Raw genomic sequence first — 16493 nt, forward strand, 5'->3', positions numbered from 1 at the left:
CGCCCGCCGTTCACCCGCGGTCCCGTTACGTCCCGTTCGTCCCCGCCCGGTCCGCCGGACGTGAATGGCCGGAGTTCGCCCTGTCCTCCGGAGCGGGGTGCTCCGTACGATTCCACCGCTCCCGGCCTTCACCGCACCTTCATGCCTCCTTCACGGGGCCGGGGGCCGTGCGTCCGCATGTTTGGCATGTGCATGACGCTTCAACGAGTGTCGTGCGACGAGGAGCCGCCCGCCCGATTCCCCGGCCGGGCGGCACACCCCCCACCGATCGGATGGAGAACCATGGCTGGTGGCCTGCTCATGAGCGCAGCGGTGGCCACGCTGCTCACCGCCGCGATACCCGCCCACAACCCGTCCGCGGGCAGCAGCTTCGAGGACCCGCCCCCGGACAGGATCGTCATCAAGGTCGCCACGGTGAACGGCTCCGGCTGTCCCCAGGGCACCGCCGCCGTCGCCGTCTCGGCGGACAACACCGCGTTCACGGTGACCTACAGCGACTACCTCGCCCAGGTGGGCGGCTCCTCCGCCCCCACCGACTTCCGCAAGAACTGCCAGCTCAGCCTGCTCGTCCACGTCCCCCAGGGCTTCACCTACGCCGTGGCCAGCGCCGACTACCGCGGCTTCGCCTCGCTCCAGTCCGGCGCGCGGGGCACCCAGAGAGCCTCGTACTACTTCCAGGGCTCACCCAACACGGAGTACCGCACCCACCACTACGCCGGCCCCTACAACGACAACTGGCAGGCCACCGACACCACCGACTGGGCCCAACTGGTCTGGGCCCCCTGCGGAGTGCAGCGCAACTTCAACATCAACACGGAGCTGCGGCTGAGCGCGGGCACCTCGTCCCCGCACAAGGTCAGCTTCATGACGATGGACTCCACCGACGGGGACATCAGCACGGTCTACCACCTCGCCTGGAAGCAGTGCCCGGCCCGGTCCTGAGGTGACCGGGCGGACCGGCGCGCACCCCGCGGGACGCGCGCCGGTCCGTTCGCCCGGGGCCGGGCCGCCCGGCCGGACCGCCCGCTTGGGGCGCCTGCTCGGGGCGCCTGTTCGGGGGGCCTTGGGCGCGGTGGGTCCGCCTGCTCCGGGGGCCGCTGTGGGGCCCGGTCGGTCCGCCCGCTGCGGGGCGCGGCCGGGCCCGCCCGGGAACGCTCGGTCCGCCCGCGCACCCGGCGTGCGTCCGGCGTCGACCGGCGTACGTCCGGCGGATGCCCAGCGGATGTCCGGCGTCGACCGCCCCGCTCAGCCCGCCCCGCTCAGCCCGCCGCGTTGGGCCAGGACTGGGCTCCCGGCCAGCCGGTCGCCGGGGCGGCGGAGAGGCCGTCGGTGCCGCGGACCTGGGCGGCGGTCAGACCGCCGCGGGCCGGCACCCCGGGCGGGGTGAGCCCGGAGGGCTGCTGCGGCACCTGGGGCGCCGCGAACGCCGCCGCGGCGGCGGGCACCGGCTGCGGTTCGGGCACCGGCAGCGGTTCCGGGACGGGCAGCTGCACCGGCTCCGGGTACGTCATCGGCCCCTGCGCGGGCGCCGGTTGCGTAACGGGCGCGGGGACGGGCGCGGGGGCGGGCGCCGGCTGGGGTGCCGGGGGCGGCAGTTGCTGCGGGAACGGCTGCGGCGGTTGCTGCGGCCCCGGGGAGGCGGCCGCCGGCACCGGCATCCCGCCGAAGGTGTCCGCCGGGGCGGCGGACGCGGCGGCGGGGAGCGGCATGCCGGTGCCGGCGGCCGGGGCGGCGGGGAGCCCCGGGGCGCCCGCGCCGACGGCCTGCGCGGCGAGGCCCCGGGTGCCGGCCCCGTTGGTCTCGCTCACCAGGCGGTCCACCGCCGCCGTGCCCGAGCTGTAGCCGGTCCCGGTGGCGGGCTCGGACACGGCGGCTCCCCTCCTGGACGTCCCGTAGAGCACCTGTTCCAGGCCGGACACCAGGCGGCGCACGTCCACCTGGGGACGCACCACGAGACGCAGGAAGCGGCTGGAGGAACCGATCTTGTTGCCGCACTCGCGGACCAGGATCCGGTGCTCGGTGAGCATCCGGTCCCGGACCACGGTGCCCTCGGCGCCCACGGGGAGGCGCACGAAGAGGAAGTTGCCCTGCGACGGGTACACCGTCAGACCGGGCAGCGAGGAGAGCTGGCCGGACATGTCCATCCGGTCGCGGCGCACCTGGTGCAGGCTCTGCGCGTACTCCGCCCCGTGCTCCTTCAGCATGAACACCACGTGCTCGGCGAAGGAGTTGAGGTTCCACTTGGGCAGCATGGAGCGCACCCGCCCGGCCAGCGCCGGGTTGGCGACCAGATAGCCGAAGCGGATGCCGTGCAGGCCGAAGTTCTTGCCCAGGCTGCGCAGCACGATGACGTTGGGGCGCAGCATCGCCTCCTGCACCACGCTGGGCTCGTTCTCCGCGTCGGCGAACTCCAGGAACGACTCGTCGATCACCACCAGGTCCAGGTCGGCCATCGCGTCCATGAACTGCACCACCGCGTGCTTGTGCAGGAAGCCGCCGTCGGGGTTGTTGGGGTTGCAGATCACGGCGACCCGGGTGCCGCGCGCCCGGATGAACTCGCCGTACTGCGCGAGGTCCAGGGCGAAGCCGCTGGACTCCTGGAGCGGGAACATGTCGACCCGCTTGCCGGTCTCCATGGGCTGGTCGGTCCAGCGGCCGAAGGTGGGCACCGGGACGGCGAGCGACTCGCGGACGAGGAGGTGGTCGATCCAGGTGATCAGCTCGGTGGAGCCGTTGCCCATGGCCACGCACTGCGGGGGCAGCTGGAGCAGGCTGCACAGCTCGGCCGTGATCGTGTCGGCGCCGCTCGGGTAGTACGTGATGATGTCCCGCAGCCGGGCCGCCATCTCCTCGAACATGGCCGGGGTGGGGAAGTACGGATTGCAGGGGATGCAGAAGTCCACCGGCCCGGCCCCGTCGCTCTCCCGCGCCAGCGCCGCCATCGACGGGCTGTGCGCCGCGGTGCTGCGGAACAACGAGGTGACGTTGTCGGGCATGGAACCTCCGTGTACGGCGGGCCCGCCGGGGACGAACCGGGCCCGTCATGCGTGGGTGGCCCGCGCGGGGGAGCACGGGCCACCGGTACATACGAAGGGGGCCGGGACGCTGTTCAACGGGTGTGAAAAAACTGTGACGGCGGGAACCCGGGGCGCGCCCGGCGCGTCACGCGCCTGTGGCGCACGCCATGGACCTCCGCGCCGGGCGCCCGCGCCGCACCGCCCAGGTCCCGGTGTCACACGGACGCACCCGGCCCCACGCACGCGCGCCCGGCACCACTCCGACCCCGGGCGTCACGCGCACCCGGCACCACCGCTCACCCCCGTGTCAGGCACACCCGGCCCCCGGTGTCACCCGCCCGCCCGCACCGCTCAGACGCCGAACGAGTGGACCGTCGTCGTCCGGTACACCTCGCCCGGCCGCAGCACGGTCGACGGGAACGACGGCTGGTTCGGCGAGTCCGGGAAGTGCTGGGTCTCCAGGCACAGCCCGTCGCCCTGCCGATACACCCGGCCGCCGGTGCCGACCAGGGTGCCGTCGAGGAAGTTGCCGGAGTAGAACTGCAGGCCCGGCTCGTTCGTGTCGATCCGCAGGGTGCGTCCCGAGGACGGGTCGCGCAGGGTCGCCGCGTGGCCCGGCCGGGCGGTGAGGCCCTTGTCGAGCACCCAGTTGTGGTCGAAGCCCTGCCCGTACAGCACCTGTTGGTGGGCGGTGCGGATGTCCCGGCCGATCGGCTTGGCCCGCCGGAAGTCGAAGGGGGTGGCCGCGACCCGGGCCCGCTCGCCGGTGGGGATCAGGCCCGCGTCGACCGGGGTGAACCGGGAGGCGTCGATGGTCAGTTCGTGGTCGAGGACGGTGCCGCTGCTCTCACCGGCCAGGTTCCAGTAGACGTGGCTGGTGAGATTGACGACGGTGGCCCGGTCGGTGCGGGCCTCGTAGCCGACGCGCCAGTCGCCGGCCCGGGTGAGGGTGTAGGTGACCAGCACGCGGAGCGTGCCCGGGTAGCCCATCTCGCCGTCCGCGCTGGTCAGACGCAGGCGCAGGCCCACGTCGGAGCCCCGGGTGAACGGCTCCACGTCCCACACCCGCTTGTCGAAGCCCCGCTCCCCGCCGTGCAGGCTGTTCTCCCCGTCGTTGACGGAGAGCTGGTACGTCCGCCCGTCGAGGGTGAAGCGGCCCCGGCCGATGCGGTTGCCGTAGCGGCCGATCAGGGCGCCGAAGTAGGGGCTGGAGGAGACGTAGGGCTCCAGGCTGTCGAAGCCGAGGGAGACGTTGGCGTACCGGCCCCGCCGGTCCGGGATCTCCAGGGACTGCACGATGCCGCCGTAGGACAGCACGCGCATCCGGGTGCCGCCGTTCTCCAGGGCCCAGCTGTCGACCCGCGTGCCGTCCGCGAGCCGGCCGAACGGGGTCCTGACCGGGCCGCGCCCGCCCACCCCGCCCGAGGGGCCGGACGCCGCGTGGGCGGTGCCCCCGCCCGCGGTGGCCGCGGCCAGGCCCGCCGCCGCGGTGCCCGCCATCAGGGTGCGTCTGTTCAGTTCCATGAGCCACTCCGTCGAGGAGGAGCCCCGCCGTCCGGCGGGGCCCGAGGGGACCTACGAACCGACCTTGCGCTTGTTCCACACGTCGAAGCCGACCGCCGCCAGCAGCACCAGGCCCTTGATGACCTGCTGCCAGTCGGTGCCGATGCCGACGAGGTTCATGCCGTTGTTCAGCACGCCCAGGACCAGACCGCCGATGATGGCGCCGAGCACGGTGCCCACCCCGCCGCTCATCGACGCGCCGCCGATGAACGCGGCGGCGATCGCCTCCAGTTCGAAGTTGAGGCCGGCCTTGGGGGAGGCCGCGTTGAAGCGGGCGGCGAACACCAGACCCGCCAGGGCCGCGAGCATGCCCATGTTCAGGAAGACCAGGAAGGTCACCTTCTTGTCCCGCACGCCCGACAGCTTGGCGGCGGGCAGGTTGCCCCCGATCGCGTAGATGTGCCGGCCGATGACGGCGTTGCGCATCACGTAGCCGAAGCCGACCAGCAGCGCGCCCAGGATCAGCAGCACGATCGGGGCGCCCTTGTAGCTCGCCAGCAGCAGCGTCACGGTGAGCACCGCGGCCGACAGCGCGACCAGCTTCAGCAGGAACAGCTTGGCGGGCAGCACCTCCAGGGCGAACTCCTGCTGGCGGCGGCGGTCGCGGACCTCCTGGAACACCACCAGCGCGATCAGGCCCAGCCCCAGCAGCAGGGTGAGGTTGTGGTAGTTGGTCTCCGGACCGACCTCCGGCATGAAGCCGTTGGCGACCTTCTGCAGCCCCCTGGGGAACGGGCCGAGGGTCTGGCCCTCCAGGAAGATCTCGGTCAGCCCGCGGAAGGTCAGCATGCCCGCCAGGGTCACGATGAACGACGGTATGCCGCCGTAGGCGATGAAGAACCCCTGGATCGCCCCCGCGATGGCGCCGACGGCCAGGCACAGCACCACGGCCATCGGCCACGGTATGTCGTTGCGGACCATGAACACGGCCGCCATGGAGCCCACGAACGCCGTCAGCGAGCCGACCGACAGGTCGATGTGGCCCGCGATGATGACCAGCATCATGCCGATCGCGAGGATCAGGATGTAGCTGTTCTGCAGCACCAGGTTGGAGACGTTGCGCGGCAGCAGCAGGTCCCCGTCGGTCCACACCGCGAACAGCGCCACGATCAGGCCGAGCGCGATCAGCATGCCGTACTGCCGCATGTTGCGGCGCATGCCGTCCAGCACCAGCCGGAGCAGGCCGTCACCGGCCCCCGGCCCGCTCCTGCCCGGCGGCGCGGCGGCCGGGCTCTTGTCGGTGACTTCCGTGCTCATCGGGACACCTCTTTGTCCTTCGTCATCTGCCGCATCAGCGATTCCTGGGAGGCCTCGGCCCGCGAGAACTCACCGGTCAGCCGGCCCGCGGCCATCGTGTAGATGCGGTCGCACATGCCGAGCAGCTCCGGCAGCTCGGAGGAGATGAAGACGACCGCCTTGCCCTCGGCGGCCAGCCGGTCGATGACCGTGTAGATCTCGTACTTGGCCCCGACGTCGATGCCCCGCGTCGGCTCGTCGAGGATCAGCACCTCGGGACCGGCGAAGATCCACTTGCTCAGGACGACCTTCTGCTGGTTGCCGCCGGACAGCTTGCCCACCGGCTCGAACACCGTGGGCGCCTTGATGTTCATGGACGTCCGGAAGCCCTCGGCGACCTGCCGCTCCTGGTGCTCGTCCACCACCCCGCGCCGGGCCACCTTGCCCAGCGCGCTGAGCGAGATGTTGCGGTTGATGGTGTCGATCAGGTTCAGCCCGTAGTGCTTGCGGTCCTCGGTCACGTACGCGATGCCGTGCGCCACCGCCTCCGGGACCGTCCGGGTGCGGATCTCCACGCCGTCCTTCAGGACGGTGCCGGAGGCGTGCCGGCCGTAGGTGCGGCCGAACAGGCTCATCGCCAGCTCGGTGCGCCCGGCGCCCATCAGCCCCGCGATGCCGACGATCTCCCCGCGCCGCACGTGCAGCGAGACGCCGTCGACGACCTTGCGCTGCTGGTCGATCGGGTGGTGCACGGTCCAGCCCCGCACCTCCAGCGCCGGGGCGGCGCCCTCCTCGGGGTGGTGCGGGGTGCGCTCGGGGAAGCGGTGCTCCAGGTCGCGGCCGACCATCCCGCTGATGATCCGGTCCTCGGTGGTGGCCGGGTCCTTCACGTCGAGCGTCTCGATGGTGCGCCCGTCCCGCAGGATCGTCACCGAGTCGGCCACCCGGCGGATCTCGTTCAGCTTGTGCGAGATGATGATCGCGGTGATGCCCTGTTCCTTCAGCTGCAGGATCAGGTCGAGGAGTTTGCCGCTGTCCTCGTCGTTGAGCGCCGCCGTCGGCTCGTCGAGGATGAGCAGCTTCACCTTCTTCGACAGCGCCTTGGCGATCTCCACCAGCTGCTGCTTGCCGACGCCGATGTCCGCCACCCGGGTCTCCGGGTGCTCGTCCAGGCCCACCCGGCGCAGCAGTTCGGTGGCGTGCCGCAGCGTCTCGTTCCAGTTGATCAGTCCCCGGGTGGCGTGCTCGTTGCCGAGGAAGATGTTCTCCGCGAGGGAGAGGTAGGGCACCAGGGCCAGCTCCTGGTGGATGATCACGATGCCGCGCTGCTCGCTGGCCCGGATGTCGCGGAACCGGCAGGGCTCCCCCTCGAAGAGGATCTCCCCCTCGTAGGTGCCGTGCGGGTGGACGCCGGAGAGGACCTTCATCAGGGTCGACTTGCCGGCGCCGTTCTCCCCGCAGATGGCGTGGACCTCGCCCTGCCGGACGGTCAGCGTGACGTCCGACAGCGCCTTGACGCCGGGAAAGGTCTTGACGATCGAGCGCATTTCCAGGATGGGTCCCGCCATGGTCGTGCCTTCCGGTCGGTGGTGGGTCGTGGGGGACGGTTACGTGAGGTCGCTCTCCTTGATGTAGCCGGAGTCGACGACGACCTTCCGGTAGTTGGACTTGTCCACGGCCACCGGCTCCAGCAGGTAGGCGGGGACGACCTTGGCGCCGTTGTCGTAGGTCTTCTCGTCGTTGACCTCGGGCTTCTTGTCGTTCAGCAGCGCGTCGACCATGTTCGAGGCCACCTTGGCGAGTTCGCGGGTGTCCTTGTAGACGGTCATCGCCTGCTCGTCGGCGATGATCGACTTCACCGAGGCGACCTCGGCGTCCTGGCCGCTGACGATCGGCAGCGGCTTGGACTTCGAGCCGTAGTCGTCCGACTTCAGCGCGGACAGGATGCCGATCGAGATGCCGTCGTACGGCGACAGCACCGCGTCCACCCGCTCGGTCTTGTACGACGAGGTCAGGATGTCGTCCATGCGCTTCTGCGCGGTGCCGCCGTCCCAGCGCAGGGTGGTGACCTGGTTGAGGTCGGTCTGGCCGGAGCGCACCACGAGCTGCTTCTTGTCGATGTAGGGCTTGAGGACGTTCATCGCGCCCTGGAAGAAGTAGCGGGTGTTGTTGTCGTCGTTGGAGCCGGCGAACAGCTCGATGTTGAAGGGGCCCTTCTCGCTGCCGTCCTTCAGGCCCAGCTTCTCGACGATGTAACTGCCCTGGAGCTCGCCGACCTTCTCGTTGTCGAAGGAGGCGTAGTAGTCGACGTTCTCGGTGCCGAGGATCAGGCGGTCGTAGGAGATCACCGGGATGTCGGCGTCCTTGGCCTGCTGCAGGACGTTGTTCATCGACTTGTTGTCGATGGCCGCGATGATCAGGGCCTTCACGCCCTGCGTGATCAGGTTCTCGACCTGGGAGACCTGCTGGTCGGGGTCGTCCTCGCCGTAGACCAGCTTGGTCTTGTAGCCCTTGGACTCGAGGTTCTTGACGACGTTGTTGCCGTCGGCGATCCAGCGCTCCGAGGACTTGGTCGGCATCGCGATGCCGATGACGGCTCCCTCGGCGCCCGACTTGTCCTCCTTGCTGCCGCCGTCGCTGTTCTGGCCGCAGGCGGACAGGGCGAGGGCGAGGGAGACGGCTCCGGCGAGGGCGGTGAACGCGGCTCTGCGGTTACGCATGATCATCATCCTTGACGTGTGTGCGGGGCAGGGCGGGTGGTGCGGCAGGGCGTGAGGAGACGGGATGCCGGGCGGGCCCACGAAGGGTTGTGTGGGATTGTGCGCGACTGTGTCTACTTCTGTGAAGTCAGATTTCCAGAACGTTATGACGAGACGTCGAAGCGGCTCAGATCACCCGGAAGCCGCGAACCGAGCGGGGCCATGTCCCCGTCGGCGCCGTGCCGGGCCAGCAGATCCAGGGCGAGACGGCCCCTGCGCACCCGCTCCTTGGCGGTCGCCAGGGCGAGCTCGCGCAGGTGGTGGCCGTACGGATAGATCCCGGGCGCCTTGGCCAGACCGAACTTCAGGTACAGCGGGGCGCCCCGCCGGATCAGCTCGGCGATCTCGTACATCCGCACATAGCCGCCGAGGTCGTCCGGCGCCTCGATGTACAGATCCATGGGGGTGGCCGAAACTCGCCGTATCTCCGTGACGTGGTGCAGGGTCAGGTCGCTGGGCACGTTGATCGAGTCGGCGCCGAGCCGCTCGTACACCGCGTACGAGGCCGGGTTGACCGGTCCGACGAGCGCGGAGACCTTGAAGGTGGTGTCGGCGGGCAGCAGCCCGGCGGCCCGCGCCCGGTGCAGCGTCCACAGCACCCCCTCGTCGGCGACCAGCAGGCAGCGCACCCCCAGTTCCGTGGCCCGCAGGGCGTCCTCCACACAGCCCGCGACCGCGTCGTGGCCCCGGGCGCGCAGCCCCGCGCCCCGCGAGTCGGTACGGGTGGAGCCGCCGATGTCCCAGGTGCCGCGCGGGCCGGTGAACAGGCAGAGCTCGATGCCCCGTTCGGCGGTGGCCTCGGCCATCTCGGTGATCTCGGCGTCGGTCAGCATCCACACGCCGCTGCCCTGGCTGATCCGGTGGATCGGCACGTCCAGCCGCGACGCCTCCTTCAGCACCACCGCCAGCGCCTCCGGCCCCTCGCAGGACGGGATCTCGGTGCGCCAGCGGCCGCCGCCGGGGAAGGTGTGCGGGGAGGAGTCGGCCGGGTCCGGGGCGGGCGCGCCCAGCCCCAGGGCGGCCAGTGCCTGCTCACCGGGCCTGCGGGCCGCCCGGGCGGAAGCAACGGTCACAGCGTCGGTCACGGGGTGTCCTTTTGTGTTCGGTTTGCCGTTCGGTATCTCGGACGGTGTTCGCGGCTCATGGCGCGAGCCGGGGCCGCCGGGTCGTGCGCCGGGCCGGGGACCGTCAGTCGCCCCCGGCCCGGCGCACCGTCAGTAGGGCTCCTCGGGCTCCCGGGGCGCCTCGGACTCCGGGGGCGCCTGGGGCTTCTCGGACTCCGCGGGCGCCTGGGTCTCGGCCTCCTCGGGCTCCTCGGGGTGGAGCAGCACCTTGCCCACCGCCGGGTCGCCCGAGCCCACCAGCTCGATGGCGCGCGCGAACGCGGTGAGCGGCAGCCGGTGGGTCACCAGCGGGAGCGGGTCGAGGAGCCCGGCGGCGAACACGCGCACCGTGTGCGCCCAGGCGGCGGGCGGCGCCCCGAAGACGGTGTGCACCTCCAGCTGGCGCACCACCAGGTCCGTCGGGTCCAGCCCGGCCGCCCCCGGCGCCGGGATTCCGGTGAGCACCAGCCGCCCGCCCCGCCGCAGCAGGGCGGCGGAGGTGCGCGCGGCCTCGGCGGACCCGGCGGTCTCGATCACCACGTCGAAACCGCCGGGCAGTTCCTCGTCCCTGGTCCGGAAGTCCGTCGCCCCGAACCGCACCGCCAGGTCCTCGCGGTCCCGCCGGGTGCCGACCACCAGCAGCTCGGCCGGGGAGGCCGCCCGCAGGAACTGCACGGCGAACATGCCGAGCGTGCCGGTGCCGACCACGGCCACCCGTTCCCCGGGCACCGCACGGGCCTTGAGCGCGGCGGCGGCGATGCACGCGGCGGGCTCCAGCAGGGCGGCTGCGGTGAGGTCGGCGTCGTCGGGCAGGACGTGCAGCAGCCGGGCCGGCAGGGTCAGCGTCGGCGCCATCGCGCCCGGCTCGGTGAAGCCGGTCTCCTCGTAACCCGCCGTGCACAGGGTGCTCTCACCGGCGTGGCAGCGGTCGCAGACCTGGCAGTTGCGGAACCCCTCGCCGACCACCTTGCGGCCGAGCAGGGCCGCCGGCACCCCGGAGCCCACCCGCTCCACCGTCCCGGACCACTCGTGGCCCGGCGTCAGCGGATACCGCACGTAGCCCTCGGGGCGGTTGCCCTGGTACAGCTCGCGGTCACTGCCGCAGATGCCGGTGGCGTGGACCCGGACCAGGGCCTCGCCGGGGGCCGGTTCGCGCGGCTCGTGCGGGGCGAGGCGGTGCTCGCCGGGTGCCTCGACGACGACGCTCACCGCGCCGCCGGCCGGGCCCGCGCCCGCCGGGGCGCTCACGCCGTGCCCTTCGGCCGGCGCTGCTCCCAGCCCTCGGCCCACAGGTCGAACCGCGCCTGCTGCTGCGGGAACTCGGCCGCCGCGTCCACGTCCAGCTCCACGCCCAGGCCGGGCTCGTGGGACAGGTGGAAGCAGCCGTCCTCCGGATCCACCTGCGGCGCGCCCCTGACGACCTTCTTGATCTCCGCGTCCGCGAAGTCGTTGAAGTGCTCCAGGATCTTGAAGTTCGGGGTGGTGAAGCCGACCTGGAGGCTCGCCGCGGTGAGCACCGGACCGCCGACGTTGTGGGGGGCGACCAGCATGTAGTGGGTCTCGGCGGTCGCCGCCAGCTTGCGGGTCTCCCAGATGCCGCCGATGTGGCCGACGTCGGGCTGGAGGATGTCGGCCGCCTGGCTCTCGAACAGCTCGCGGAACTCGATGCGGTCGTGGATGCGCTCTCCGGTCGCCACCGGCATGTCGACCTTCGCGGCGACCTTCTCCAGCGCCTTGAGGTTCTCCGGCGGCACCGGCTCCTCCAGCCAGGCCGGGGCGAACGGCGCCAGCTCCCGGGCCAGGCGCACGGCGGTGGCGGGGGAGAAGCGCCCGTGCATCTCCAGCATCAGCTCGGTGTCGGGGCCGATGGCGTCGCGCACCGCCTCGATGAGGGAGACGGCGTAGCGGGTCCGCTCGTGGTCGAGCTCGAAGTGCCCGGTGCCGAACGGGTCGATCTTCAGCGCCCGGTAGCCGCGCTCCACCACCGCCCGCGCCGCCTTGTGGTACGCCTCCGGGGTGCGCTCGGTGGTGTACCAGCCGTTGGCGTACGCCTTGACCCGGTCGGTGACGCTGCCGCCGAGCAACTGCCAGACCGGCACGCCGAGGGCCTTGCCCTTGATGTCCCAGCACGCCATCTCGACGACCGCGATCCCGGACATCACGATCTCGCCCGCCCGGCCGAAGTCGCCGTACTTCATGCGGCGCACGAGGTCCTCGACGGCGAACGGGTCGGAGCCGGCGATGTGGTTGGCCTCGGCCTCCTTCAAGTACCCCAGCAGGGCATCGGTGTGGCCCAGCATCCGGGTCTCACCGACTCCGGTGAGGCCCTCGTCGGTGTGCACCTGGACGTAGGTCAGGTTGCGCCACGGCGTTCCGACCACGTGTGTGCTGATTCCGGTGATGCGCACGGCAGTTGCCCCTCGTGTTCTCGGCCCGGCCCCGGGCGGCTCGGAGTCGTCCCGCTCGTTCGATATTTCGTCAGGCGTTCGAAATGCTGGCGCGACAATAAGGACGGGGTGGCGGGGTGTCAATGGGTCGCGCACGCAGCGGTTTCGGCGGATTCCAAACCATTGGGCAAGGGTCCTCACCAAACCTTCACGGAGAGTCCTGGGAACCCGACCCGAACGGAACTTAACCTTCCCGCGTCATGGACTACTGCCACCCCTGCCGACGGCACCTCAACGGCGCGCTCGCGTGCCCGGGGTGCGGCACTCCCGTTGAGACGCTCCGCACCGCCGCGGAGAGCGCCGCCGGGCCCGGCGGACCCGCCGGGTACGCAGCCGGGGAACCGGCCCCGGAGGCAGAGCCGGAGCCGGAAGCGGAACCGGAGCCGGGACCGGAACCCGGGCGGGCCGCGCGCAGGAAGGCGACGGAGGGCAGCCGCCGGGACCGCAAGGCCGCCGCCCACCGCCGGCGGCGGCGCCGCACGCTGTTCGTCACCGCCGGCTTCGTCCTGGCGGCGGGCGGCCTGAGCCTGGCCGAGCTGGGGATCGACGCCCGCGGGGCCGACCCCCGCCCCGCCACCGCGTCCGACGAGACGCCGGACGGCGGTGCGACCGAACTGCCGCCCACCCGCACGGCCGACGGCGGCCCGGGGGCCGGCGCGCCGCAGTCGTCACCGTCGGCGGACGCATCCGGATCGGCCTCGCCCTCGGTGTCCGCGTCGGAGTCCGAGGACGCGGAGCCGGAGGAGACGGACCCGGCGGATGAGGAGAGCGGGCCGCCCGCTCAGGAGACCTCCGCCCCCCGCCCGACGAGCGCCCCCACCCGCACGGCCCCGGCCGACCCCGGCACACCGGACGACCCGGAGCCGACGACCGAGGAACCGGACCCCGAGCCGGAACCGGAACCGACGAAGACCTGCAACCGCTTCCTGTGGTGGTGCACGTAGGGCGGCACGGACCGGTCACGAGGGCGCCGATGGCGTGCCGGTCGCCATCACCACCGCCTCGCCCGACCCCTCAGCCGCGCAGCTCCCGCAGCGTCGAACGCCGCGCGGACCAGGCCCTGTCAGCGGCATCGTCAGCGAGCGACGCCTGGACCGTGCTGTCCGCTCCCAGGGAGGCGGTCCATATCCGGACCAGTTCGGCGCTCTGCTTTTCGAGCAACTTGAGGAGATCGTCGGGAGAGTCCGAGGGAAGCGTCCTCTTCCAGGAGACGACGATGTGGTCGACAGGTTCCTCGTCGTAGGAAGGAATGGGCGGCTTCGGTGCCCCCGATGACAGACGGGTCAGGACCTTCGCCTCCCACGAGCCCCGCTTGTCCTCGCCGATGCCGTCCCGCGCTGCATGTGCCACTGCGTCCATGCTGCCGAGTGCCCACGCGGTGATCGATGGATAGGGGGACAATTTCTTCTCGGAGGTGGTACGGGGCGCGGCGGCGAATTTCTGCGCCACTTCGTGGGTCATCGCCTCGCGTAGGCTCGCGTAAGCCTCAGGGCTGACGGAAAGGGACGCCATGATGCGTATCAGCGAATCGTGCGGAACCGACATGTGTGCACCCTCGGAGTCTTCCCAAGCACCTTGAGAGGGAAGAGCGCGACGCACGTACTCCGTGTCGCCGGGCACCAGGATCGCGAACATGTCCCCTGCGTAAGCGGCCAACGCCTTCGCGACGGGGTCGGCCAGTTGCCGTTCCAGCGGCGCGGGTTCATCCTCCAGGACGTCGCCCATGGCCACCAGTACGTCCTTCATCGCTTGAGCCTGGGACAGTGACTGCTGTTCAGGCCGCGACCCGGTCGTCGCCTGTTCGATGGCCCTGCCGAGGTCGCCGCAACTCAGGTCGGGCTGATACTCCGCCGCAAGAGCCGTGGAGACGCGCTCGTGTTGCAGCAGTTGCCGGCAGGGGTCCGGTTCCTCACGGGAATCGATGTACAGCCACGAACCCAGCCCGGCCAGGAGGCCACCGATGCACAGAGCGACGATGGCCGTTCTGGCACCCGAAATCTTTGACTGCTTCACAATGTCTTCCATGTATGGACTGGTCGTGCTGGATGAATCAGGAGTTCCGGACCGTCTGACGTCAGTTGGCCGTGTCGGTCAGGTACTTTTCGGCAGTCTCGGAGCCCCGTTCACGGCCTTGCAGCATATTGGTGGTGAGTGCTTGACTTTCAGGACTGTCGGCCTCGATGTCTGATCGCCCTTGCGCCCAGCCTTCGACAAGGTAAGACGCTTGCTGGTTGACGTTCAGATATGTGTCCGCGATCTTGGCATTCGTATCGGCGTCTGTCTCCGCCTTCAATTTATTGCCGAGATCCCACGTCAGGGTGTCAACACCGCGCTGTAGCGCATCGCCATAAGCGATGGAGACCGGTCCCGCGGTGACGTACAGAGGGGTGACTGCTCCGCCGATAAGGTGGTATGCAGCCTTCATCTTCCAATCTACTTCGGCATGCTTGCCCACGCGCTCGTCGTTCAGTACGTCTTCCTTGATGGCCGAGTACGTGCCCAGTCCCGTGCCCAGGTTCTCCATTTTCTCGTCGATGTCTCCATGGGCTGCGCCTTCCGGCATTGTGCTCATAACGGCATTGACGTGGCGGAGTTCTGCTTTCTCCAGAGTCGAGTACGCTACAGGGTCTTCGGAGAGTCCACGCAGCACCTGCACAAGACTCTTCGCATCGGTGGCGAGGTGCGTCGAATCACCTTCGGTGAAATATCCATCGCCGCCGGACGCGCGAATATACTTGTTGTCTACGCCGGCAAGGATTTCGTGTACGTCGGATCCGTATTCACCCAGTGCATTTGCCAATGGCTGACGCAGGTTCTTGTGAATTCCCTCATCTGTGTCGACGGCCGGTACAAGCCTTTCGAGGGTGGACGTCATGACACGAGTTTGGGCTTCGGTGTGCTTCATCTCGGGCCACGGGTCTTCGCCGTTCCGAAGGGGTGGATGGCCCGTCGTAGCCGCTTGCAGTGCTGCGCCGAGCCCTGTGTGACTCAGAGGGTCGTCGGAAGTGAAGAGTTTCACGGGGGTGACCGTATGATGCTGCGGCCACTCGCGCTCACTCAGCAGGTACTTCAGGTGGTCGTTGGTTACCCGATCAGGCCCGGAGCCATTGCCTGCGGGATCGAAGAAGGCAGTGGCCGCGTCGGGATTCTTGCTCATGATGCCCAGAAGCCCGTCGAGGGCATCCGCGCGGACGCCGTTGTGGCCGGATCCCCAGTGGACGAAGATACTGGACTGCTTCTTTTCGGCCGCTATCAAGTCGGAGCCCAGTTCGTAGAGAAACTGATCATCGTACTTGGCCTCGCCGTGCTGCATCAGGCTGACAAATGACTGGTAACCGCGCAAGGGCTGTTCGCTCGACCCGTAGTTCTTCATGCCGTACTTGTCAAGGTTTTCCGTCCACTGCCGGTAGAAGCGGCCGTCGTCACTGGCGAGCCAGTCCTTGAACTTCTGTGACCCCGGAGGCGCGTCGGTGACCGAGCCAGGCACCTGGGTGGCCTTGGCGACGGTGTCGGCCAGACCGCCCTGCAGTTCCATGTACTGGGCTTTGCGCTTCTTGTCGTCGTCGTAGGCCAGCTGGTTCAGCTCGTTGGTCAGCTTGATGGTGCCGTCTGGGCCTAGCCCCTTCAGCAGGGTTTGGCTGAATACCTTGTTGTCGGAGTTGTCGCGGAACGCGCGGTCGAGTTCGGCGAGTTCGGCCGCCGAGACCTTTCCACCGCTCGCGAGCCTGGTGGCGATGTCCTCGGCGTTCTCGGCCTCGTACTGCTCGATGTCGCTCTTTGCCTGGCCGTTGAAGCCGTTGAACGTGCCGTCCTGGAGGTCGGTGTCGACGACGACGGCGTTGAAGGCGATCTCGACGCCCTTGTCGGCGTCGGTGGTGTCCTTGACGAGCTGGTCTATGCGGTCCTGCCAGGAGCGGACGCTCTTGCGGACGTCTTCCTGGTAGTCGGGATCGTGGTGGTAGGCGGTGCGGGCGCCTTCGCTGAGCCGTTGGGTGTCGAAGGAGACGTGGCCCTGGTCGGACACTTTCATGCCGGCGTCGATGGCTTCCTGGCGGGCGGTTCTGAGTTTGCCGCGCAGGTCGGTGAACTGGGTGTGCGCGTCACGCAGAAGGGAGGCGATGGCTTTCGCCTCGGTCTGGGCGTTCTTGTACTCGTTGAGGGTGGTGTCGAAGCGGCGGTTGGCGGCGTTCGCGGCCAGTCCCTGCCAGGCCTGGCCCATGGAGATGCCGTGGACATCCCGTTTGTAGGCCTTCTCCTGTTTGCCGAATTCCTTGGCCATGTCGTCCCAGCTCTCGGCCGCCGTGGTGAGGGTGGCCAGATCGGTCGTCATGATTTCGTGGTACGTCGGCATGGATTCCCCGTGGTGCA

The 16493-nt window shown here is 70.0% G+C and carries 11 protein-coding genes and 1 pseudogene; 2 read left to right on the forward strand and 10 right to left on the reverse strand.

Features of this window, described 5'->3' with window-relative positions; all coding sequences use genetic code 11:
• Window positions 1-282 precede the first annotated feature (282 nt).
• A complete protein-coding gene (locus AC02VZ_RS01395) occupies window positions 283-942 on the forward strand; it encodes a DUF4360 domain-containing protein (RefSeq protein ID WP_432054367.1) in 660 nt (219 codons plus the stop codon).
• A 317-nt stretch (window positions 943-1259) separates the two neighbouring features.
• On the opposite strand, the gene AC02VZ_RS01400 is transcribed toward AC02VZ_RS01395, so the two are convergent.
• The 8 genes and pseudogenes from AC02VZ_RS01400 to AC02VZ_RS01435 all read right to left on the reverse strand — a co-directional run bounded on the left by AC02VZ_RS01400 (window position 1260) and on the right by AC02VZ_RS01435 (window position 12086).
• On the reverse strand, window positions 1260-2996 hold the full coding sequence (locus AC02VZ_RS01400; protein WP_476474289.1) for a pyridoxal phosphate-dependent aminotransferase: 1737 nt from the start codon (window positions 2994-2996) through the stop codon (window positions 1260-1262).
• 372 nt (window positions 2997-3368) lie between these two features.
• The gene (locus AC02VZ_RS01405) at window positions 3369-4541 is read right to left on the reverse strand and encodes an aldose epimerase family protein (RefSeq protein ID WP_476474290.1); all 1173 of its coding nucleotides are present in this window, start codon (window positions 4539-4541) and stop codon (window positions 3369-3371) included.
• Between the two features lie 51 nt (window positions 4542-4592).
• Window positions 4593-5837, reverse strand: coding sequence for a multiple monosaccharide ABC transporter permease (mmsB, locus tag AC02VZ_RS01410; RefSeq protein WP_476474291.1), 1245 nt, complete (start codon window positions 5835-5837; stop codon window positions 4593-4595).
• A complete protein-coding gene (mmsA, locus tag AC02VZ_RS01415; protein ID WP_476474292.1) occupies window positions 5834-7384 on the reverse strand; it encodes a multiple monosaccharide ABC transporter ATP-binding protein in 1551 nt (516 codons plus the stop codon). Before mmsA ends, mmsB begins: the two co-directional genes overlap by 4 nt.
• A 39-nt stretch (window positions 7385-7423) precedes the next feature.
• Entirely contained in the window at window positions 7424-8536 is a 1113-nt protein-coding gene (chvE, locus tag AC02VZ_RS01420) for a multiple monosaccharide ABC transporter substrate-binding protein (RefSeq protein WP_476474293.1), read from the reverse strand.
• Window positions 8537-8679: 143 nt separating this feature from the next.
• Window positions 8680-9648: a hypothetical protein gene (locus tag AC02VZ_RS01425; RefSeq protein ID WP_164442275.1), complete on the reverse strand. Its 969-nt coding sequence runs from the start codon at window positions 9646-9648 to the stop codon at window positions 8680-8682.
• 243 nt (window positions 9649-9891) lie between these two features.
• A pseudogene (locus AC02VZ_RS01430) lies at window positions 9892-10926 on the reverse strand (zinc-dependent alcohol dehydrogenase); the annotation flags it as partial.
• Window positions 10923-12086 carry an enolase C-terminal domain-like protein gene (locus AC02VZ_RS01435; protein ID WP_164337281.1) on the reverse strand — a complete coding sequence of 388 codons (1164 nt, stop codon included), beginning with the start codon at window positions 12084-12086 and terminating at the stop codon, window positions 10923-10925. The pseudogene AC02VZ_RS01430 and the gene AC02VZ_RS01435, both read right to left, overlap by 4 nt.
• Before the next feature lie 239 nt (window positions 12087-12325).
• Here AC02VZ_RS01435 and AC02VZ_RS01440 point away from each other — a divergent pair, with 239 nt between their 5' ends.
• Complete coding sequence (locus tag AC02VZ_RS01440) at window positions 12326-13069, forward strand: SCO2400 family protein (RefSeq protein WP_476474294.1); 744 nt, start codon at window positions 12326-12328, stop codon at window positions 13067-13069.
• Between the two features lie 70 nt (window positions 13070-13139).
• Here the strand turns inward: AC02VZ_RS01440 and AC02VZ_RS01445 are convergent, their stop codons facing one another.
• Both AC02VZ_RS01445 and AC02VZ_RS01450 read right to left on the reverse strand, forming a co-directional pair.
• Entirely contained in the window at window positions 13140-14150 is a 1011-nt protein-coding gene (locus tag AC02VZ_RS01445) for a hypothetical protein (protein WP_476474295.1), read from the reverse strand.
• A 49-nt stretch (window positions 14151-14199) separates the two neighbouring features.
• Window positions 14200-16455, reverse strand: coding sequence for a hypothetical protein (locus tag AC02VZ_RS01450; protein WP_476474296.1), 2256 nt, complete (start codon window positions 16453-16455; stop codon window positions 14200-14202).
• Window positions 16456-16493: the final 38 nt, after the last annotated feature.

The organism is Streptomyces sp. 3-6 (assembly GCF_056323165.1).

What these genes read in the sequence shown, in the direction of transcription:
- chvE (WP_476474293.1), bottom strand. Translation starts at nt 8,536, where the DNA reads ATGCGTAACCGCAGAGCCGCGTTCACCGCCCTCGCCGGAGCCGTCTCC.
- AC02VZ_RS01445 (WP_476474295.1), bottom strand. Translation starts at nt 14,150, where the DNA reads ATGGAAGACATTGTGAAGCAGTCAAAGATTTCGGGTGCCAGAACGGCC.
- AC02VZ_RS01440 (WP_476474294.1), top strand. Translation starts at nt 12,326, where the DNA reads ATGGACTACTGCCACCCCTGCCGACGGCACCTCAACGGCGCGCTCGCG.
- AC02VZ_RS01450 (WP_476474296.1), bottom strand. Translation starts at nt 16,455, where the DNA reads ATGACGACCGATCTGGCCACCCTCACCACGGCGGCCGAGAGCTGGGAC.
- AC02VZ_RS01400 (WP_476474289.1), bottom strand. Translation starts at nt 2,996, where the DNA reads ATGCCCGACAACGTCACCTCGTTGTTCCGCAGCACCGCGGCGCACAGC.
- mmsA (WP_476474292.1), bottom strand. Translation starts at nt 7,384, where the DNA reads ATGGCGGGACCCATCCTGGAAATGCGCTCGATCGTCAAGACCTTTCCC.
- AC02VZ_RS01405 (WP_476474290.1), bottom strand. Translation starts at nt 4,541, where the DNA reads ATGGAACTGAACAGACGCACCCTGATGGCGGGCACCGCGGCGGCGGGC.
- mmsB (WP_476474291.1), bottom strand. Translation starts at nt 5,837, where the DNA reads ATGAGCACGGAAGTCACCGACAAGAGCCCGGCCGCCGCGCCGCCGGGC.
- AC02VZ_RS01395 (WP_432054367.1), top strand. Translation starts at nt 283, where the DNA reads ATGGCTGGTGGCCTGCTCATGAGCGCAGCGGTGGCCACGCTGCTCACC.